Raw genomic sequence first — 19,475 nt, 5'->3', positions numbered from 1 at the left:
ATCGATGGTTACTGTGCCTTTTCGTCAGAGTAAATAGGGATAGACGTCCATTGTGGTGCATTTTTCTGTACCTTGGCAACAACGACTGTCATATCATCCTCAATGGCGCCCGACCTTGTCCTTACAACTTCTTCAAGCAATAAATCAGCAATTTCTTGCGCGTCATCTGTTTTTATTTCACGGATTTTTCGTTTCAGCCACACTTCCGTATTTTCGATATGTTTTGGACCATCAAAGATACCGTCACTCATCATGATCAGAATATCCTCTGACTTAAGTTGTTCACCGACAATATCTACATCAAACTCCTGAATAATCCCCATTGGTAAGTTGCTTGCTTCTACCTTGATAATTTCGTCACCACGTTTAATAAAACTTGGTGTAGAACCGATTTTCAGAAACCTGACAAATGCATTATGCAAATTGACAACGGCAAGATCCAGCGTTGCATACATCTCGTCCCGGGTGCGAAGTGATAAAATAGAATTAATCGATTTGATAGCTACTTTTTCAGGAATGCCCGTCTGTAGAATCTGCTGAAGAAGCCGGAGTGTCTCTTCACTCTCTTCATTTGCTCGCTGGCCGTTACCCATGCCGTCGCTAATTGCTAAGGCATGCTTTCCTTCTCCAAGTTCAATCGTTCGGTAACTGTCCCCTGAGACAAGGCCGCCTCCTTTCGCCGCATTAGCAATCCCGGTTTCCACCACGTATTCCTTAGCCGAACCAAACGCCAATTGACAATAGCCATTTGGAAACGGAGAAACCTCTTCTTTTTTAACGATGATCATCTCATTTAGAATATCTGACAGAACCGGGGCAATAAGTTTGGACCCTTCGCCATGATAATCGTAAAAAGACAACGTCATTTCGATGTCGATGTTACCCTTGTCGAGTCCATAAATATCAAGCTTTTCTACTTCAATGCCCATATTCTGCAATGCATTCATAATCTGCATTTCCTGTTTTTCATGATGTTTCCGTTCCTTTAGAATCTCATTAGCAAAATCATCCATCACATCTGACACGCCCCGTAGTTGATCGGCAACAAACTGTTTGCTTTCTGTAACTTGCTTTTTCAACTGCTTATTCGCCTCATAAAAAGAAATCTCTTCCTTCATCGCGTCAACAACTTTTTTGGATTTCACACAATGGTTTTCAAAGTTGTGCACCAATTTGCGATTAGGTTCTCTTCCATCGGCAAGATCATTTTTCATATATTCCATTAATGAATACGTCTTGTCGAACTGTTGCTGCCAACAACGTTCTTTCATGAAACAGGACTGGCATGTCTTTTCAGCTACTTGGCTCAAAAAGTAATCCGTTTCTTGTCTGTCATCCACATCATCTTCTTTTATGTCCTCTGCTGCCGAGAAGCTTTTGGACAGTGCATCAAATACATTGGAGAATTGTTCCACACGTTTTGCTGTTACATTGCGGACCTTCTGTAAATATTGCTCCTGTTCATTCGTGTATTCCTCTGTTCCAGGAATATACCGAGACAGTTTCTTAATCAAGCTAGCCGGGGTCAAAATAAATAGGATGATAGCCATTAACGTCTCCATTAAGGAAGGCACCACGGCAGCCACGTCCGCGTAAATGGCAACTAGAAACGTCCCGACTAAGAGTCCCGCACTTACCCCCGGCTTTTTTCCTTCTTTCAGCAGTCCGCCAAGCAACCCGGAAAAGGCAAGCAAACTCATCTGATAAAGATTAGCTACATCTGCCAGCGACAAGATGAGACCTGCGACAACTCCGACAGTTGAGCCAATTGCCGCTCCACCAACAAATGCAAGCAGCAATACAAAATAACGTGAAAAAATCTGTTCTATGGATGCATCATATATTTCCCAACCGATAGTGCCGGTCAGTATCGATGCAATGAGGATAATCATGCAAACAATCTCCTCATTTTTTAACGCAGGTTTATAACGTTGTGGTGATAATAATGGAATGCTCTGCATAAAGATTAATACTAGGACAGTTCCTAGGACTCCCTCCACCGAGAGCAACATCCATTCATAGGATGATAACTGATCACCAATGGAGTAAAGAAACACTCTTGGCGCCGCTGTTGAAATGAATACAATAAACGGCAGCAGCACTTGCTGTTTTTGGGTGTGTTTTACAAGACCTGCCATAAAAAGAAATACAAACATAGCTAAGGTAATAAATGCGCCATGGATCAGTGAATAGCTTAAGGCACCACACAAAGCAAAGAGCATCACTTTAGCGGAACGCTCCCGCTGGACAAACCATATGGTCGCTAAAAATGCGATAGCAAAAGGAGAAACAACGGACAATATAACTGCCCTTCCTAGTAAAAAGCCGACAAGATATAACAGCCAACCCTTTTCAAACAGCAATGTCTTTAGTGCCGATGATATTTTTATACGGAACTTGTCCAGGAAACGATCATGCACATCGCGTGCGGCAGGTTTGAGCTCTGGAACAGAATTTATCATATTCAACCACTCCTTCTTGCAACCCATTAAAACACAATATGCTTACTTTTTTTGTCAAAACAAGAGGACGGAAACAAAAAATCGTTCGACTTCTTTCCAGACAGACAAGCGATATTCTACATAACATTCCACATTCTGTTTATTTATGTCTAATGAAGAACAAAGGCGCAAGCGCCCGGGCAGGCTAAGAACGCGACGTCCTGTCGCAACGCCTGCACTAGCACGTCCTTTGCGTCGTAGCGACGTACGGACTGCGCCTGCGCGTCGCAGGTGGGTCGGCGTTGCCGCGCATCGCGGCGGGCTTAGCCGATCTTCCCTACTAGCCGCAGGAGATTAGACGAACTTGACTTATCGCCAATAATGGCGAAAGTCAAAGTGAACCTTATGCTTGGAGAGCGAAAAGGAAACATGCCCCTATACGGGGTATGCCGACGTTGGGCGCAAAGCCCGATTTTAGTCGGCCTTCCTTGAACTTCTAGAGTCGATGTTGACTTTCACCACAAGGGTATAAGTGCGACTATGCCTCCGGTGCCTCCGGTTTCACCGATCGGCAAGTCTTCTTTATCGTACGGAGGTGAAGGAAGTCTCGCTACAGCTTTAGCGCTGGAGCCGGACGTGACTTATTTGGTACCTCAGTTGTCCACAGCAACCCAAATCTATAATTTCCTAAGCAATTCAAAAACCCCATTGACACATCGTCCATGCTGTTGTAATATATCATTTGTGACTAATTCGGCGGCGTAGCTCAGCTGGCGAGAGCGTACGGTTCATACCCGTAAGGTCGTGGGTTCGATCCCCTCCGCCGCTATTCAAACCAAATAATTAGACAAAAAAGAACCGGTGCAGAAACCGGTTCTTTTTTTAAAGTCTGTGCTTTTTGTGCCACACCCCGAAACCCTGCTGAACAATTTGTATATAATGCGACGTAACTTTGTATAAGTGTTAAATCGCCGCTGCGGAAATACACTTGTGTGCTCGTTACGTTGCAAGCTGATTCGGCGAAGCATACGCTCCTCGCAACTTGCAGCTTATTCGGTGGAAGTTTCGCTCGTCGCTTTCCGTGGGCAGCTGATGAGCCTCCTCGTGCTGGGTGCTCGTCGTGTTAGAAGTGATTTCAGTGATGCAGCACTCCTCGCAACTCGTAGCTTATTCGGTAGAGGTAATGCTCGTTGCACTGCGGGGTCTCCAGAGCGACCCCGGACGGTGCACGAAAAGTTGTCGTACCTATAGAGAACTTTCAGTAATTACGTCGCACTATATATCAACTGCACTTATAAGCTAACAAAATTTATGAAGATTGCTTTTTTTACTTTGCTATTTTTGTATAAGTTGGTGGTACTAAAAAAGCAGGCATCCCACTTTGGGTAATGCCTGCCTTTTTTATATATGGTGAATTCCGCATCAAATTTCGCATCAATTGATCATAGACAGCAAACTGCTATCCCCTTTTTGCACCACGACCTCCCCGCTTGGACTCCGTGTGCTTCTTCAAAGAGGCTAAACGTTCATCCGAATCTTTTAGAAACTTATTCATTTTAGATTCAAAGGACTCTGTACGCTGTCGGCTCTTTTGGCGTGGCGGTTTGTCCTTTGCTTTTTTAATGGATAGGCCGATCTTCCCATCCTTCTCTACATTAATGACTTTTACTGTCACACTGTCACCAACATTCAAATACTCATTAATGTCTTTCACATAATTGTCAGCGACCTCACTAATATGAACCAATCCTGTTTTTCCTTCCTCAATTTCGACAAAGGCTCCAAAATTAGTAATGCCGGTCACCTTACCCTGCAGCTTGCTGCCTACTTCGATTGACATAAAAAAAGTGCTCCTCCTTAGAATTTTGAAAAGTGTACTTCTACTATATTATAGCCAGTCTTGCAAAAGTGTGTCAATATGAAGGGGACTTGTCGGGAATTTTAAAAATTAATTCGCCTTCTTTGGAGAAGAAATAGTTCGTTCTGGCTATCTCCAGTACATATTCCTCATTGTTTAGCAGACTAATCTCTTCCTTGAGATTCTTTTCTTTTTTCTCAAGACTGGCAAGATTGTCCTGCAACTGCTCGTATTGTTCCTGTTTATCCGCCTGCAGTGAACGCTGTTTCAGATGGTAAACAGTCAGGCCGCCAACAATTAACATGGTGACAATAGAAAATAAAACGAGTCGGCGCACCAGCCGCTTTTTCTTTCTGTGTTGTCTCGCTATGTAGGCATCGTACTGCTGCATATAATTAGAATCTAGTCGTGTGACTGCTTTCTTATGAGCCGACAAAGTTCACTACCTCCTCTTGGACAGCAATTCCTTTATCCTTTTCCTACATGTATTCTCTATTTTACTATAAAATCCTGCAACTTTGTGTAAATTCACTTGGAAAGATGAAGGTAGCATGCGAAAAACCAGACGGCAGAGCCAGAAGCACGGAATATAAATGATTTTGAAAAGCCAATGCAGCAAGGTTATCAGTACATGCAGAATAAATGCCGCAATGGTGATAGTGAACCTGACAAGTGATAGCACTGGCGTAATCACCAGTACCTGAACCGTTCGCTTGCAGAACCTGTACATGGCTGTCACAACCCGGATCATATGTTCCAGGAAAGCTTTATACACATTAGCTGCCAGTCCCTGGTACATGGAAAACCCAAGCAGGCAAGCCAAAAACACATAAAAGCGCAATTCCCCGCTATTCACTCGGAATAAAACATAATATAACACCATCGTCTGGGTCAGCCAAAAGATGATTTCCATGAAGTATTTCATGAATGGGCTACTTTTCCAGTGGATTGACAGGCGTCTGTACGTATCCAAAATCATGCCGAGGTAGAATCCGCCTGCAGTCATGGAAATCATCGTTAAGAACTGTACACTTAAAGTCATTTGAATAGCTTGCTAAAGAAGCCTTTAGCTTTCTCCTGATGATGGTCATCAACATAGGAAAGCTCGTACACTTTACCTTTAATGGAAACCAGGCCATCACCAACATCAAGGTTCTGCATCTGCAAATTCTGGCCGCGTACAATCAGATAGCCCATTACTGTTTCCAGTAAAAACTCTTCATTATCAAAACTGTCAACCTCTTTTACCCCGGTTATTTCCAGTTCTTTTCGGTTATTGATTTTGACAGAATGTTCCTGTTGTGTCCGATTGACGGTATCATTTTGATAATAGTTCATACACTTTCCCTCCTTGTCATTATTACTCTATGATAAGAAGGACAAGTATAGAACTTTCTTTAGTCCACTTTTTCTTCACTAATCACGCGATATAAGGTTGTTGCCTCGTCCTTATTCACTGCCTCTCTCAGTGATGTTACTTCCAGCGTTACTACCTTCTGGCCAAACTGAATCACTAGTTCATCCCCAACCGAGACGATAGAAGACGCCTTTGCGTTATTCCCGTTAATCTTGATACGCCCCTGACCGGCTACCTCTTTTGCCAGAGTCCGGCGTTTAATGAGTCTTGATACCTTCAAGAATTTATCCAACCGCAATGCAATCACTCACTTCTCTTAGCTTCTTTCCAATAGTAATCCATTTCTTCAAGTGAAGTCGTTTGTATATCTTTCCCGAGATCCTTTAGCTGTTTTTCAATATAGGTGAAGCGTCGCACGAATTTTTCATTTGTTCGATTCAAGGCAATTTCCGGGTTTACTTTATAATAACGCGCCAGATTCGCCAGTACAAACAATACATCACCAAGCTCTGCTTCCACTGCCTCACTTGGTTGATTGGCAATTGCTCCCTGAAATTCTTTCCATTCTTCTTGAAATTTTGCAAACACATCTTCTGCATTATCCCAGCCAAATCTGACTTTTGCTGCTTTGTGCTGCAGTTTAAATGCCTTTGCCAGCCCCGGTAGTCCAGCAGGAACACCATCAAGCACCGATGTCCGCTCTTCGCCTTTCTCCTCCTGCTTTAATGCATCCCACGTCCGGTACACATCATCGACTGTTTCTGCTGACTGATCGGCAAAAATATGCGGATGGCGGTGGATCATTTTTCGTGTAATCGAATGAATGACATCATCAATGGTAAAATAGCCATCATCCGCACCAATCTGACTATGCAGCATGACCTGTAGCAAGAGATCCCCCAACTCCTCAACAATACCGTCATCATCCTGTTCATCAATCGCCTCAACCAATTCATAAACCTCTTCAATAGCATACTGCCGCAATGTTTCATGGGTTTGCGCACGATCCCATGGGCACCCATCCGGCGCTCGCAATGCAGCAATAACTTCGTGCAGACGCCTGAACGTATGCAGCAACAGATCATCAGGAGCTGGGGGTACATACACTGACACTAAATTATGAACGCTTTCAAACATACGATCAAGTTGGTCCAATTGAACTTGTGTTACGTTTTGCTGTTGACTTCCGGCTGCTTCAACAATACTAACAGAATAATCAGGAGGCAAATCCTCCAAAAGTTCAAGCTTCACATTGGATGCTGTCATTCGGTCGTATACCTGACCAATAATGATGTGCTGCCGGTAATGCAACTTACTGCGATCGAATGCCGTTCCATCAGCGAATTGGAAGCCGTCAATTGGATCTATTTGCAGTGCCGTAAACAAAGCATCAAGGTAACTCTGTCCCCCCGTAATTTCAACTGGGACTTTATCTTGTTCTAACAAATGTTTGACAGTTTGCTCGGCCAGCATAGGGTGTCCAGGGACAGCATAAATGACAGGGTTTATCCGGGCCGCCTCCACTAGTTCGTTCACAATGGCTTCATAAACATCTCCAAACTGCGAAGACGTTTCATACAAGTTGTCAAACGACACGAATTCAACGCCTTCCTTCTGCAGTTCCTTCACGACTGGGTGTTCCTTCGTTCGTACAAATACAGTTTGTTCTAAACGAGTTAACTTCCGGTAAATGCCAAGTGGCAATTGGTCTAAATCACCTGCGCCAAGTCCTATAATCTCGATAGTCTGATACATGATCAATCCCTCGCTTTATGCAATTGTATCCATAGCCTGGCAAACGGGAGCATGGATAATTCGGTTTCACGAAAAGCCTGTAGTCTTACAAGTAACAGCAAATAAATTACTCCCCCTGTGGCTGAGATAAAAAGAACGTACAGTAACAGCCCAGTCCTGGAAATAACCGGTCCCACCAGCCAGTCCATCCCAATTAAAAACGCGATCATTCCTGTTATCGCTACAAGTAATGCATACCAGTTCACCTGCTTAGCAGGGGCAAGCTGCGGAAGTTTGTGCTTTAAGGTTACCAGCATCATCATAGCGAGACACGCAAGACTAATAACTGTCGCAGTTGCACCACCCGCCATCCCCATATACGGTACAAGCACAGTATTGCCCAGCCATTTGACAGAAAACGCAAGTATAATAAATAGTGCTGTTCGTTTTACATAGCCAAGTCCTTGCAGGATGGATGCTGCTGTTATACCAAGTGAACTGAGAAGGATAGCGATCACTAGCACGCGCAGATTTCCTGTACCGGCAACATTTTGGAAAAGTAGCCTGTTCGCCTCAGGAAAAATCACGATTAGCCCCGCAGTAGCACCTGCAGCCAGATAAAGACTGACAACAAGTGCTCGTTGAACGGATTGATGCAGTGTGCTTTTATCTTTGACTGCTTGTTCAGATACTGCCGGCAGCAGGCTCAACGCAAAGGATGACCCTAACACGGTACCAAGCTGAATCAGCGGCTGGCCCCGATCGAATATCCCTTTTGCCGTCATTGCTTCCAATTTTGTCATCCCAAACGCACGCAAACCAGGTACAAGGGTAATTGTATCCGCCAGTTGGATAATAATGAGCACCATATGATTCATGGCAGCGGCAATTCCGAGTGTTAACAGCATATGGATATAATAACGCCAGGAAATCGGCGGACGCTGTAATAACGGCGGCCTGTTTCGGACGAAGAACCAGACCAGGATGACAATAGCAACCACGGCACCAGCCATGGACGCGATAGCCGCAGCATGCCCAATCAGATAAATTGATGCCGTACTCCCGAAAATCCATATAGCAGCAGTAATGATTAGGATCACACGAATAAATTGCTCTCCTATTTGTGAGTAGGCTGTGGGCTTCATCCGTCCTGTCCCTTGTAGAACACCACGCAGCAACGCAGTAAATGGAATGAATAGAAATGCAAAGGCGGCTAGTTTATACGTTTCCGTCAAATGTGTATCGCCCACCATCACTCCCAATTTCTCGGCATTAAAGAACAACAGCAGAAAAACACCAGTTGTAATAAAGAATAAGAGCAGAAAGACAGGAAAATAGAAATAGCGAAAAGAAACACCTTTGTCCCGTGCATTCAATTCAACCGCCATCTTGGAAATAGCAGAAGGAAAGCCGTATAAAGATAAAGTAATGACAATCCCTAAAAGCGGATATACTTGCTGGTAGATATAGAAACCAACATCACCTGTTAGATTCTGCAACGGAATCCGGTATCCGGCACTTAAAACCTTGCCGGCCAGCCCGGCCAGTGTCAGCAATAATGCACCTTTCATTACATCCGTATTTTTTTCGTCCATCAGAAACGCCTTTCTTGAAAACTTGTGCGCTACTTTTCATCTTTTAAAGTGTCAGCATACCATTGGCTGAAACTGTTAAACAGCTATAGTTAATGAATGAAGCAAGCCGTCCAGTCGCACGGATATATGGTGCCATTATATCATATACCGCTAAAAGTGATAGTAGTAAACGCCACGTCCTGTACGTCAAAGCTAGACGTAGCTTACCTTGCAAGTGAATTGGAACGAAAAAAGTGCCTTATTTTTTTCTGAAATAAAGACACTTTTTTCACTTAAGGATATAATTGTTCAAAACCATGTCTATCCAATGATTATTCCATTTGTCTGCCGAGAAAGCTTGACGCCGTTTGCACCGCCTTTTGTTCGGCATCACCAATTTTCCCGTCTTTTGAGAATAGCATAACACAACCAATTGGATCGCCATTTGCAATGATTGGACTTATACAGTAAGAATCAAGCTGTTCATCCTGACCTTTAATAAGTTCAACTGAAGCCTGCTCAGTTTCATAGGACATTGTACGGCTCTCCATTGTGTTTTCCGGTTGCGCACCGATGTTTTGATTTAAGTAGTCATTTTTAGACTCACCTGCGACAGCAATAATTTCATCACGATCACAAATGAGCACCGGATGATTAAGTGAATCAAACAATGCTTCTGCATACTCTTTGGCAAACGTTCCCAACTCACTTATCGGTGAATATTTCTTTAAAATAACTTCTCCTTCACGGTCGACAAATATTTCTAATGGATCTCCTTCACGAATACGCAACGTTCGTCTGATTTCTTTTGGAATAACTACTCTTCCTAAATCATCAATGCGTCGCACAATTCCTGTTGCCTTCATTTGTAGGAAGCCCTCACTTTCTCTGCTGATAGTTCCTGGTGTATGTATCTTTCAGACGTTTCCTTTATGAGAAAAAACACCAGTTGTGGGTCTTAGTATGATTCATACTGGGAGAACTATACATAATCGAAAAAACCTGTCATGTGTATAGGGCTTGCCAATCGTGAATCCAGCAGTCGAGAAACTGTACGCTATTCGATTATTAAAGTATCTTTGATGGAAGCTAACTATCACGATTCACATCGGACAGCCGCTTCATGAAAGCCTCTGTCTGCTCATAGCGCTGGTGACGTGTATCTCGTGTCCACTTCAGCAACACTTTTAATTTATTCCCTTCTGTTCCAAGCTGCACATTACGCCCGAATTCATTGGCCGTTTCAAATAACTTCGCTCCATCAATTTGCTGACTTCGGTTTTCATCCACCAGCAGTTCGATTTTTCCTGATTTTTCAGTGACGGATGCTATCCGCTGCTGTTTAGCCTCATATTTTAATGAAGTTACAGTGAATAAATTCTCCACTTCTTCGGGGTAGTCACCGAACCGGTCGATTAATTCATCTTTCAAATCAGTAATTTCCTCCAACGACGAAATGGATTGAAATTGTTTATACATGTCAACTTTTTGTTTTTCGTCATCGATATACGTATCAGGAATATAGGCATCAATCATAAGCGACAGTTCCGGTTCAAAAGCTTGCACTTCATCCAGTTCTTCACCTGCTTTCCGTGCCTCAATAGCATCTTTGAGCATTTGCGAATACATATCAAAGCCGACTGAGTCAATGAATCCATGCTGCTGTGCACCAAGGAGATTCCCCGCACCACGAATAGATAAATCACGCATGGCAATTTTAAAGCCCGATCCTAGTTCCGTAAATTCTTTGATAGCTTCCAGACGCTTTTCGGCAACTTCACTTAGCACTTTATCATGATGATATGTGAAGTAGGCATATGCGACACGATTGGAACGTCCTACACGCCCTCGTAACTGGTACAGCTGACTTAATCCCATACGGTCAGACTCATTGACAATCAGCGTATTGACATTTGGTATATCAACACCCGTTTCAATAATCGTCGTACTGACAAGGACGTCGTATTCACCTTCTAAAAAGCCAAAAATAATATTTTCTAATTCAATTTCATTCATTTGTCCATGAGCGACAGCTATTCGCGCATTGTCGACAAGCATGCCGAGGTCACGTGCTATTTTATCAATATCATCTACCCGATTATGCAGGAAGAATACCTGTCCGCCGCGTGCCATTTCCCTTTCAATCGCTTCTCTCATGAAAATTGGATTATACTCCATGACATAGGTCTGGATAGGAAAACGGTTCTCCGGTGGTGTTTCAATGACGGATAAATCCCGGACACCGAGCATCGACATATGTAGTGTTCTTGGAATTGGCGTTGCCGTCAGAGTCAGCACATCAACATTCGACTTCAGCTGTTTAATTTTTTCCTTATGTTTGACGCCAAATCGCTGTTCTTCATCAACGACCAACAATCCCAAATCGCGATAAACGATGTCTTTTGATAGTAACCGATGAGTGCCGATAACGACATCCACCTGTCCTTTACGGAGTCCTTCAATGGTTTCTTGTTGCTGTTTCCTTGTGCGAAATCTGCTTAGCATACTAATCGTTACCGGATAATCTTGAAATCGTTCCTGAATGGTTTCCAAATGCTGTTGTGCCAAAATGGTTGTCGGTACAAGTATGGCCACCTGTTTTCCATCTGCAATCGCTTTAAATGCAGCCCGAATGGCAACTTCTGTCTTTCCGTAACCGACATCACCGCATAGCAGCCGATCCATTGGCTGTTGTCGTTCCATGTCATGTTTAATTTCAGTAATGCATCGCAGCTGGTCCTCTGTTTCCTGATACGGGAATGCCGCTTCAAATTCATGCTGTAATTCCGAATCCTCACTAAAGGCATATCCTTTTCGTGCTTCACGTTCGGCATACAACTTTATAAGGTCATCAGCAATATCCTCTACATTCGACTGAACTTTCCGTTTCACCTTGGCCCATTCACTGCCACCAAGTTTATATAATTTTGGTTCCTTGCCCTCAGATGCGACGAATTTCTGGACCAGATCGATCTGATCGATTGGTACATAAAGCTTGTCATCACCGGAATACTTAATCAGCATAAAATCCTTGTGCAGATCATTAACTTCCAGCGTTTCGATACCAAGATACTTACCAATGCCGTGGTGGGCATGAACGACATAATCGCCCACTTTCAATTCTTGATAGTTCTTAATACGCTCTGCATTGGAAAGCTTCTGTTTCTGTTTGCGTGGTTTCTTGGTTTTCTTTTTAAACAATTCATTTTCCGTAATAAGCACAAGTTTATGCATCGGAAATTCAACACCGTTGCCAATATTTCCGACCGTGATGACCGGACGTTTCACTGGCAGTTCCAGCTCACGTACGACATCCGCTTCAATTGCATAATCCGTGAAGATGGAATGGATTTTTTCCGCACGATCCTCGTCAGGTGCCAGTACAACTACTGAAAACTCACCTTTCTCCCATCGCTGCAATTCATTTTTAAACAGATTCATTTGTCCATGAAACTCCTGCATAGCCCTTGCTGACAAATTTACAATGTTTTGCGGATGGGTATTGGGGATATGCCGTAAAAAGACAGACATATAAAGTCGCTGCTGCTGCATACTAGCCCGTATCGTGTTCCAGTCAAATGAAAATTTACTGTCTCTAACCATTGTATTCGTTTCCAGCAGGCTACTGTACCATTCCGCTTCCTCCGTATCCAAATTAGCGGCGGTCTCTTCAATTCGACTCATTTCATCCATGATGATTAGGCCATTAGACGGTAGGTAATCTAGTAAACTAGCTGGATTGTCATAAAGAAATCCGATATACTTATATAATTCCTGAAAATGCTCATAGTCTTTTAGCTTATCTATATCCTGCTGAATCGATGCTGTCAGTGTTTCCTTAGCCTCCGTTGATGTTAGCTTTTGCAGTGAAGAAGCCAGTGCTGTTTCTAAACGCTGAGCAGCTGCCAGCCTGTCTTCATCAGTTAGAAGCATTTCAGTCGCAGGCCCTGTGGTAATTGATGAAAGTCTTTCAAGAGACCGCTGAGTCTCCGCATCAAACTGCCGAATGGAATCTATCTCATCATCAAATAATTCAATCCGGACAGGGCTTTCCTCTGTTACAGGGTAAATGTCAATAATACCGCCGCGCACGCTGAATTCGCCCGGTGTCCGTACCATAGACACACGCTCATATCCCATGTCAACCAGTGATGATAAATAACCATCTAAATCAATTGCTTCACCAGTATTAAATGGTAGCTGATAATTCGCCCAGTAGTCTGTAGGGGGAAGTATCCGTTTTAGTGCTGCCACCGGTGCAATCAGGATCCCGGACTGTTGTTGTGACCATGCTGTTAATGCCTCAATGCGTTGTGCGCGAAGCTCCGGACTAGCGATGGCAATTTCAGATGCAATCAATTCATTAACAGGGTACAAATATACGTGCTCATCTCCGGCTAATTCTGCCAGATCCTCATACAGCTGCTGTGCCTGTACCAGCTGATTTGTTACAAGTAAAACAGGGCGGTGCAGTGATTCATTAATGGTAGACACAAATAAGCTCCTCGCCGATCCTGACAAACCGGCAACAAGCTGTTCATTCATACCATCTGTAATGCCATTTATAACAGAGGCCACATCTTCTTTCGCTTGTAAAAATTCATGTATGCCCTTCATTTCTCCCCACCTGCTTACGTGCAAAAAATGCATTGGTTACCAGTCCAGTACGCACATGGTGCGCACTAATCTACAGCACTACCACAGACATGGTATTACCAGCAAGTAGCCACCGGTAATACCACTCTCGGTGCTTTTCGCGTCATATGTCACTTGTGCTTCCTGCTATAACCAAAGCTTCTTGCATCGTTTATGTTATTGTATAAAATGATCCAATTCATGATACTGCGGATGACTTCCGAGTGATTCCTCACAGCTTTCACAAATGGATTTTATCTCCATATCCCCATTATCCTGGTAATGGATCATTTCCCGCATATCTTCAGCGGACAATTGATCAAGTCCAAGCATGGATGCATCAACCATCTGCTGATCCAACTTTCCAATTTTCTGCCCACAATGCCTACATATATAGACAATCGGCATAACCATACCTCCTCGAATAAACATTGGGTATCCTCAAGTTTATCCGAAAAGCATATTATTATACTATATGCAGTTCTAACAGTTAAATTCATTCATCACTTCAGGAAAAGGCCTTTGCATCCAGGCCTCACATGCATCCGCAGCCAAACTGATACTCTTGTCGACATCCATTTTCTCGTCTTTTGAAAATGGGCGCAATACATAGTCAACCACCGGTGTAGCATTTTCCGGCCTACCGATCCCAATCCGTAAGCGCTTGAACTCTTTCGTGCCTAAATGGTCAATGATAGAACGGATCCCGTTATGGCCACCGTGCCCACCCTTTTGGCGTAAACGAATTTTACCCGCTGGTAGATCAAGATCATCATAGATGACCATCACGTCCTCCACTCCGATATGGTAAAAGTCGGTTAACGGTCGAACAGACTCACCGGAAAGATTCATATATGTCTGCGGTTTCAGTAGAATTATTTTTTCACCGTTAACTATCTCTACAACTGATTTTCCGCTGAACTTATCTTTCTTCTCTTTCCAGTCATGCCGACGGAGCAATTCATCAATCACCATAAAACCGACATTATGCCGTGTTTTGTCATACTTTTTTCCCGGATTGCCCAGTCCCGCAATACATTTCATATCGTTTCTTCCTTTGTAAATAATTTTTACTAAATTAGTCAATTGTATATTTGCAAAAATGATAAAGCAAAACCCCCCTATCCCGGTAGGAGGGTTTCATTTACTTTTTGAACGGAACAATTAGTATATGTCCCCTAGCGTGTTCATGTTTCTAAAGTCTTATTACTTGCCTTCATTGTCAGTAGTGCCGATCATTTCGGGCTCGGCATTTTCATCAGGTGCCTCGTCCGGTTCTGCAGAATCTGGCGGCACAACTGTTGCTATAGTTGTCTCCTCATTATCAAGGAATTCATAACCTGATTCTTTCGGCAAGTCGGCAATTGCAATGGAATCGCCTATGTTCAACTGAGATACTTCAACGGAAATCGTTTCTGGAATATTAGCAGGCTTAGCACGCACTTGCAGTTCAAATACAGGCTGCTGTAGTACACCGCCCTCTTTGACGCCTTGTGCTTCGCCTTCCAGGTGCAACGGAACATTAACATCCATTTCTTCGGCCATATTGACAATATAGAAGTCGGCATGCCACAATTCACCTTTTATTGGATCCATTTGATAGTCATGCAGCATGACATTAGTCGGTTGCTCACCTTCTACAGCAAGTGAAATGATTGCATGTCTACCTTCGTCGCGAACGGTTTTTAAAAGGTCAAGACTATTTACTGTAATCGTTCTGGAATCTTTACCTTTCCCATAAACAACCGATGGTACATCACCATTCGCTCTTATTTGCTTTGTTGTCGATTTAGTTAAATCTTCCCGTTTATCTGCTTTCAATGTTACTGCCATTTTTATCACCCTCCATTAGTTAAAAACCTGATCACTATCTGGTTCATTAATACGGTAAGTTTTTCAGTAACACTATCTATTAAAACATAATTTGACGACACACACAAAATTCAGCTGCTATACCCACTTTAGTCAAACAAGATACTGACTGATTTCAACTCGTGCACACGAGTAATTGCTTCACCAATCAATGGGGCAACAGATAATTCGGTTACCTTCTCACCGCGTTTTTCTTCAGGGAGCGGAATCGAATTCGTAATAACCAGTTCTTTAATTTTTGAATCATTTATTCGTTCCATTGCTGGGCCGGACAACACCGGATGTGTACAGCAGGCAAATACTTCTTTCGCCCCATTTTCAATCAAGGCATTTGCTGCCAACGTGATTGTACCCGCTGTATCAATTATGTCATCAATGAGGATTGCTGTTTTCCCTTCAACGTTACCTATAATGTTCATGACTTCGGCGACATTCGGACGCGGTCTGCGTTTATCAATAATTCCGATTGGTGCTTTAAGACGATCCGCCATTTTCCTTGCTCGTGTCACACCACCATGATCAGGGGAAACAATAACTACATCGTCAAAATTCTTGGACTCAAAGTAATCGGATAAAATTGGTACACCTTGTAAGTGGTCAATTGGAACGTCAAAGAAACCTTGTATTTGCGGTGCATGTAAATCAAGTGTAATGACACGGTCGGCACCGGATGATTCCAATAAATTGGCGACAAGCTTAGAAGTGATTGGCTCACGTGAACGTGCCTTGCGATCCTGTCTGGCATAGCCATAGTAAGGCATCACAAGGTTAATGGATCTTGCTGAAGCACGTTTAAGCGCATCAATCATAATCAGCAACTCCATCAGGTGCTGATTGACCGGTGAGCTGGTTGATTGAACAACGTACACATCGCAACCACGGACACTTTCCTCAATATTAATCTGAATTTCACCGTCACTAAACGTTTTAACCGTACATTTGCCTAGTTCAGTCCCGATATGACTTGCAATGTCCTCAGCCAGTTGCGGATTGGAATTTAACGAAAACACTTTCAAAAATGAATCTTTGTAGCCAGATGCCATGGAAAAAACCTCCGTTAGTCCTTTTTTTGATTTTTGATTCTTGATGCATATCCTTCTTTATTGGTCTGCCTTGTACGGGCAATCGATAAGGAGTCACCAGGTACATCTTCTGTGATGGTGGACCCTGCGGCAACGTAGGATCCTTCCCCTACCGTCACCGGAGCAACCAAATTGGAATTACAGCCAATAAATGCACGATCCTCAATTGTCGTTAGGTACTTATTCTTTCCGTCATAATTGACAGTAATCGTCCCACAGCCAACGTTGACGTTACTGCCAATTTCGGCATCCCCGATATAACTCAAATGAGAAACTTTGCTTTTATCACCGAGTGACGCCTTTTTCACTTCAACAAAGTTGCCGATTTTTGCTTCGTTGCCAATGGATGCGTCTGGTCGGATATGAGCATACGGCCCGATCTTTACACTGTCACCTATACGACTATCTCTAGCAACACTATGCCGAATGACGGTAGACTCGCCGATAAAACAATTGTCAACTTCCGAATACGGCCCTATTTCAGCATCCGATTTTATAATCGTTTCACCAGTGATCATAGAGCCAGGATGAACAAGGACGTCTGGTTCAATGACAGCGTCCAGGCCAATATACGTGTTATCCGGATCAATAAGTGTTACGCCATTTTGCATATGTTTTTCATTAATGCGTCGTTTCATTACTTTCTCTGCACGGGCCAGCGCTTTTCGATCATTAATTCCCATTGTCTCTTCAAAATCTAACGTCTGAAAAGCACTCACCTTTTCTCCACGGTTTTGCAAAATTTCAATGACATCCGGCAAGTAATACTCACCTTGCACATTATCATTGGAAACATGCTGGAGCGCCTCGAAAAGTACCTTATTATCAAAGCAGTATGTCCCTGTGTTAATCTCATCTACCGAGCGCTCATACGCTGTTGCATCCTTTTGTTCAACAATCCGCTCCACTTCATTTCGCTCATCACGAATAACCCTGCCATAACCTGCAGGGTTGAGAGCCTTTGCTGTTAAAATGGTTGCTTTGGCGCCTTCCTGTTCATGGTGCTCAAAAAGTGTTCGGTACGTTTCACTTGTAATTAGGGGTGTGTCTCCACATACGACAATAGTCGTTCCATCCTTATCCTTCAACAAGTCTTCTGCCTGTAATACAGCATGACCAGTCCCTAGCTGTTCTTTCTGTAAGACAAGCTGACTATCATCACCTATGTACGCAGCTACTTGATCAGCACCATGACCAACAATCGTCACCATTTCATCGGGATTTACTTCGTTCAATTGGCCAATTACATGCTGCACCATTGGGCGCCCTGCAACCGGATGAAGCACTTTATATAGCTTGGACTTCATTCTAGTCCCCTGTCCAGCAGCAAGAATTATTGCATATCGTTTCGCCATGAAGCATCCTCCATTCTAAACATCCATTATGAATATATCTTAAACAGAAGCATTTTTCAATCCATAAGCATAATTGGATAAGGGAGTAGCATATATTAATTATCGAACGTGATTTCTTAAGTATTCAACTTTCGGTGCGTGAAGTGAGCACATAAGACTTGAAAGAATGGAAAGAGGTGGACAATGACAACGGTTAGAAGCGTTTCAAGTTTGCCACAGTTAACTAAGGTCTTCCAAATTTAGGCTTTCTGACGTTACAAAAAAAGAAGGCTAACCTGCCCGCAGATTAGACCTCTTGTTGAATAAAGTTTAGGAAGCACCAGCTTCTTCATATTTTTCTTCTGTTTCTCCGGCAAGATGATATTCCTCTAGGACAGCATCCTGAATCTTGCCACGAGTACCGGAATTGATAGGATGTGCAATATCCCTAAATTCACCATCCGGAGTACGCTTGGATGGCATTGCTACAAACAAACCATTGTTCCCGTCAATGACACGGATATCGTGTACTACAAACTCCTCATCCATGGTGATTGAAGCAATAGCTCGCATTCTGCCCTCTGTACTTACGCGGCGTAATCTAACGTCAGTAACTTCCATGATGTTTCACCACCTTTTCCCTTTGTGCTTACTAAACTAATTCAACAAAACACTGTAAATTCCTGCCTGTTTTTTTAAAAAATTTAAGAAATTAGTCTAAAGCATTTCCGGGGGCGACCGTTATTTGCTGATTCTTGCCGTCAACGTTTGTTATTTTTACTAGTGATTTATATTTATCAACCACCCGTTCATCTTCTTCATCATCCGCCTCAGCAAGCACACCGACTGCGCTAACGTTAGCATCAAATTCATCCAGCAAGCTAATCATGCCATTGATTGTTCCACCTGCCTTCATAAAGTCATCGATAATACAGACATTCGCCCCTTCCTGAAGACTACGCTTTGGAAGTACCATTGTCTGAATTTTTCTGGACGAACCAGATACATAATTGATACTTACCGAGGAACCTTCTGTCACCCGCGGGTCTCTTCTAACAATGACTACCGGAACGTTCAAAACAGACGCTACCGCATAAGCAAGCGGAATCCCTTTTGTAGCAACTGTTACAACAACATCAATCTGTTCATCGGCAAATGCCGATGCGAGGACACGGCCAATCTGACTAACCATTTTTGGATTACCCAACATATCACTCATGTATAAATAGCCACCGGGGAGAATGCGTTCTGGATCTTCCAGCATATCGCACAGTTCTTTAATAAAGACTTTGCTGTTTTCCTGAGAGAATTCCGGGATAAATCGTACACCACCTGACGCCCCGGGCAACGTCTGCAAGTAGCCTATCCCCTCATCACGCATGACCCGGTCAATGATATCCAAATCTTCACTTACCGATGATTTTGCCGCATCATATCGTTCACTGAATACTGGCAATGCTGTATGTTCCCTTGGGTTTTCCCAAAAATAATTCATTAATGAAACTAAACGATCACTTCTTTTCATATGGACACCTCGCGCTTATAACCGAATATTTTATACAAATATAGCATTATTATACGTGTTTTT

The 19,475-nt window shown here is 43.1% G+C and carries 17 protein-coding genes and 1 tRNA gene; 1 reads left to right on the top strand and 17 read right to left on the bottom strand.

Annotated features, from left to right (window positions below; all coding sequences use genetic code 11):
- Positions 1–8 precede the first annotated feature (8 nt).
- Entirely contained in the window at positions 9–2,462 is a 2,454-nt protein-coding gene (spoIIE, locus tag FFL34_RS09485; RefSeq protein ID WP_138603247.1) for a stage II sporulation protein E, read from the bottom strand.
- A 734-nt stretch (positions 2,463–3,196) separates the two neighbouring features.
- Between spoIIE and FFL34_RS09480 the strand changes: the two genes are divergently transcribed.
- A tRNA-Met gene (locus FFL34_RS09480) sits at positions 3,197–3,270 on the top strand.
- 630 nt (positions 3,271–3,900) lie between these two features.
- Here FFL34_RS09480 and FFL34_RS09475 read toward each other — a convergent pair.
- The 16 genes from FFL34_RS09475 to purR all read right to left on the bottom strand — a co-directional run bounded on the left by FFL34_RS09475 (position 3,901) and on the right by purR (position 19,412).
- Entirely contained in the window at positions 3,901–4,281 is a 381-nt protein-coding gene (locus FFL34_RS09475) for a S1 domain-containing RNA-binding protein (protein WP_138603246.1), read from the bottom strand.
- 73 nt (positions 4,282–4,354) lie between these two features.
- The gene (locus tag FFL34_RS09470) at positions 4,355–4,735 is read right to left on the bottom strand and encodes an FtsB family cell division protein (protein WP_138603245.1); all 381 of its coding nucleotides are present in this window, start codon (positions 4,733–4,735) and stop codon (positions 4,355–4,357) included.
- A 6-nt stretch (positions 4,736–4,741) separates the two neighbouring features.
- Positions 4,742–5,341: a spore cortex biosynthesis protein YabQ gene (gene yabQ / locus FFL34_RS09465; RefSeq protein WP_138603244.1), complete on the bottom strand. Its 600-nt coding sequence runs from the start codon at positions 5,339–5,341 to the stop codon at positions 4,742–4,744.
- The gene (gene yabP, locus FFL34_RS09460; protein WP_138603243.1) at positions 5,338–5,637 is read right to left on the bottom strand and encodes a sporulation protein YabP; all 300 of its coding nucleotides are present in this window, start codon (positions 5,635–5,637) and stop codon (positions 5,338–5,340) included. The genes yabQ and yabP overlap by 4 nt, the downstream gene beginning before the upstream one ends.
- A 59-nt stretch (positions 5,638–5,696) precedes the next feature.
- The gene (locus FFL34_RS09455) at positions 5,697–5,954 is read right to left on the bottom strand and encodes an RNA-binding S4 domain-containing protein (protein WP_138604712.1); all 258 of its coding nucleotides are present in this window, start codon (positions 5,952–5,954) and stop codon (positions 5,697–5,699) included.
- Positions 5,955–5,959: 5 nt separating this feature from the next.
- Positions 5,960–7,411, bottom strand: a complete 1,452-nt coding sequence (yabN, locus tag FFL34_RS09450; protein ID WP_138603242.1) for a bifunctional methyltransferase/pyrophosphohydrolase YabN — start codon at positions 7,409–7,411, stop codon at positions 5,960–5,962.
- Positions 7,412–7,413: 2 nt separating this feature from the next.
- Positions 7,414–8,985: a putative polysaccharide biosynthesis protein gene (locus FFL34_RS09445; RefSeq protein WP_138603241.1), complete on the bottom strand. Its 1,572-nt coding sequence runs from the start codon at positions 8,983–8,985 to the stop codon at positions 7,414–7,416.
- A gap of 311 nt (positions 8,986–9,296) precedes the next feature.
- Positions 9,297–9,830, bottom strand: a complete 534-nt coding sequence (gene spoVT, locus FFL34_RS09440) for a stage V sporulation protein T (RefSeq protein ID WP_138603240.1) — start codon at positions 9,828–9,830, stop codon at positions 9,297–9,299.
- Between the two features lie 223 nt (positions 9,831–10,053).
- Positions 10,054–13,581 (bottom strand): transcription-repair coupling factor, encoded by a 3,528-nt coding sequence (gene mfd / locus FFL34_RS09435; RefSeq protein ID WP_138603239.1) that lies wholly within the window; start codon positions 13,579–13,581, stop codon positions 10,054–10,056.
- A gap of 195 nt (positions 13,582–13,776) precedes the next feature.
- The gene (locus FFL34_RS09430) at positions 13,777–14,007 is read right to left on the bottom strand and encodes an anti-sigma-F factor Fin family protein (RefSeq protein ID WP_138603238.1); all 231 of its coding nucleotides are present in this window, start codon (positions 14,005–14,007) and stop codon (positions 13,777–13,779) included.
- Between the two features lie 75 nt (positions 14,008–14,082).
- A complete protein-coding gene (pth, locus tag FFL34_RS09425; RefSeq protein ID WP_138603237.1) occupies positions 14,083–14,643 on the bottom strand; it encodes an aminoacyl-tRNA hydrolase in 561 nt (186 codons plus the stop codon).
- A gap of 162 nt (positions 14,644–14,805) precedes the next feature.
- Entirely contained in the window at positions 14,806–15,432 is a 627-nt protein-coding gene (locus tag FFL34_RS09420) for a 50S ribosomal protein L25/general stress protein Ctc (RefSeq protein ID WP_138603236.1), read from the bottom strand.
- Positions 15,433–15,560: 128 nt separating this feature from the next.
- Complete coding sequence (locus tag FFL34_RS09415; protein WP_138603235.1) at positions 15,561–16,514, bottom strand: ribose-phosphate diphosphokinase; 954 nt, start codon at positions 16,512–16,514, stop codon at positions 15,561–15,563.
- 14 nt (positions 16,515–16,528) lie between these two features.
- Complete coding sequence (gene glmU, locus FFL34_RS09410; protein WP_138603234.1) at positions 16,529–17,908, bottom strand: bifunctional UDP-N-acetylglucosamine diphosphorylase/glucosamine-1-phosphate N-acetyltransferase GlmU; 1,380 nt, start codon at positions 17,906–17,908, stop codon at positions 16,529–16,531.
- A gap of 309 nt (positions 17,909–18,217) precedes the next feature.
- A complete protein-coding gene (gene spoVG / locus FFL34_RS09405; RefSeq protein WP_138603233.1) occupies positions 18,218–18,508 on the bottom strand; it encodes a septation regulator SpoVG in 291 nt (96 codons plus the stop codon).
- 91 nt (positions 18,509–18,599) lie between these two features.
- A complete protein-coding gene (gene purR / locus FFL34_RS09400; protein ID WP_138603232.1) occupies positions 18,600–19,412 on the bottom strand; it encodes a pur operon repressor in 813 nt (270 codons plus the stop codon).
- Positions 19,413–19,475 lie beyond the last annotated feature (63 nt).

It is taken from the genome of Lentibacillus cibarius (assembly GCF_005887555.1).
GTDB lineage: Bacteria > Bacillota > Bacilli > Bacillales > Amphibacillaceae > Lentibacillus > Lentibacillus cibarius.
The sequence above is the reverse complement of the archived record's forward strand: the minus strand, read 5'-3'. Positions and strand labels throughout refer to the sequence as shown.

What these genes read in the sequence shown, in the direction of transcription:
- spoIIE (WP_138603247.1), bottom strand. Translation starts at nt 2,462, where the DNA reads ATGATAAATTCTGTTCCAGAGCTCAAACCTGCCGCACGCGATGTGCAT.
- FFL34_RS09475 (WP_138603246.1), bottom strand. Translation starts at nt 4,281, where the DNA reads ATGTCAATCGAAGTAGGCAGCAAGCTGCAGGGTAAGGTGACCGGCATT.
- yabQ (WP_138603244.1), bottom strand. Translation starts at nt 5,341, where the DNA reads ATGACTTTAAGTGTACAGTTCTTAACGATGATTTCCATGACTGCAGGC.
- yabP (WP_138603243.1), bottom strand. Translation starts at nt 5,637, where the DNA reads ATGAACTATTATCAAAATGATACCGTCAATCGGACACAACAGGAACAT.
- yabN (WP_138603242.1), bottom strand. Translation starts at nt 7,411, where the DNA reads ATGTATCAGACTATCGAGATTATAGGACTTGGCGCAGGTGATTTAGAC.
- FFL34_RS09445 (WP_138603241.1), bottom strand. Translation starts at nt 8,985, where the DNA reads ATGGACGAAAAAAATACGGATGTAATGAAAGGTGCATTATTGCTGACA.
- spoVT (WP_138603240.1), bottom strand. Translation starts at nt 9,830, where the DNA reads ATGAAGGCAACAGGAATTGTGCGACGCATTGATGATTTAGGAAGAGTA.
- mfd (WP_138603239.1), bottom strand. Translation starts at nt 13,581, where the DNA reads ATGAAGGGCATACATGAATTTTTACAAGCGAAAGAAGATGTGGCCTCT.
- FFL34_RS09430 (WP_138603238.1), bottom strand. Translation starts at nt 14,007, where the DNA reads ATGCCGATTGTCTATATATGTAGGCATTGTGGGCAGAAAATTGGAAAG.
- pth (WP_138603237.1), bottom strand. Translation starts at nt 14,643, where the DNA reads ATGAAATGTATTGCGGGACTGGGCAATCCGGGAAAAAAGTATGACAAA.
- FFL34_RS09420 (WP_138603236.1), bottom strand. Translation starts at nt 15,432, where the DNA reads ATGGCAGTAACATTGAAAGCAGATAAACGGGAAGATTTAACTAAATCG.
- FFL34_RS09415 (WP_138603235.1), bottom strand. Translation starts at nt 16,514, where the DNA reads ATGGCATCTGGCTACAAAGATTCATTTTTGAAAGTGTTTTCGTTAAAT.
- glmU (WP_138603234.1), bottom strand. Translation starts at nt 17,908, where the DNA reads ATGGCGAAACGATATGCAATAATTCTTGCTGCTGGACAGGGGACTAGA.
- spoVG (WP_138603233.1), bottom strand. Translation starts at nt 18,508, where the DNA reads ATGGAAGTTACTGACGTTAGATTACGCCGCGTAAGTACAGAGGGCAGA.
- purR (WP_138603232.1), bottom strand. Translation starts at nt 19,412, where the DNA reads ATGAAAAGAAGTGATCGTTTAGTTTCATTAATGAATTATTTTTGGGAA.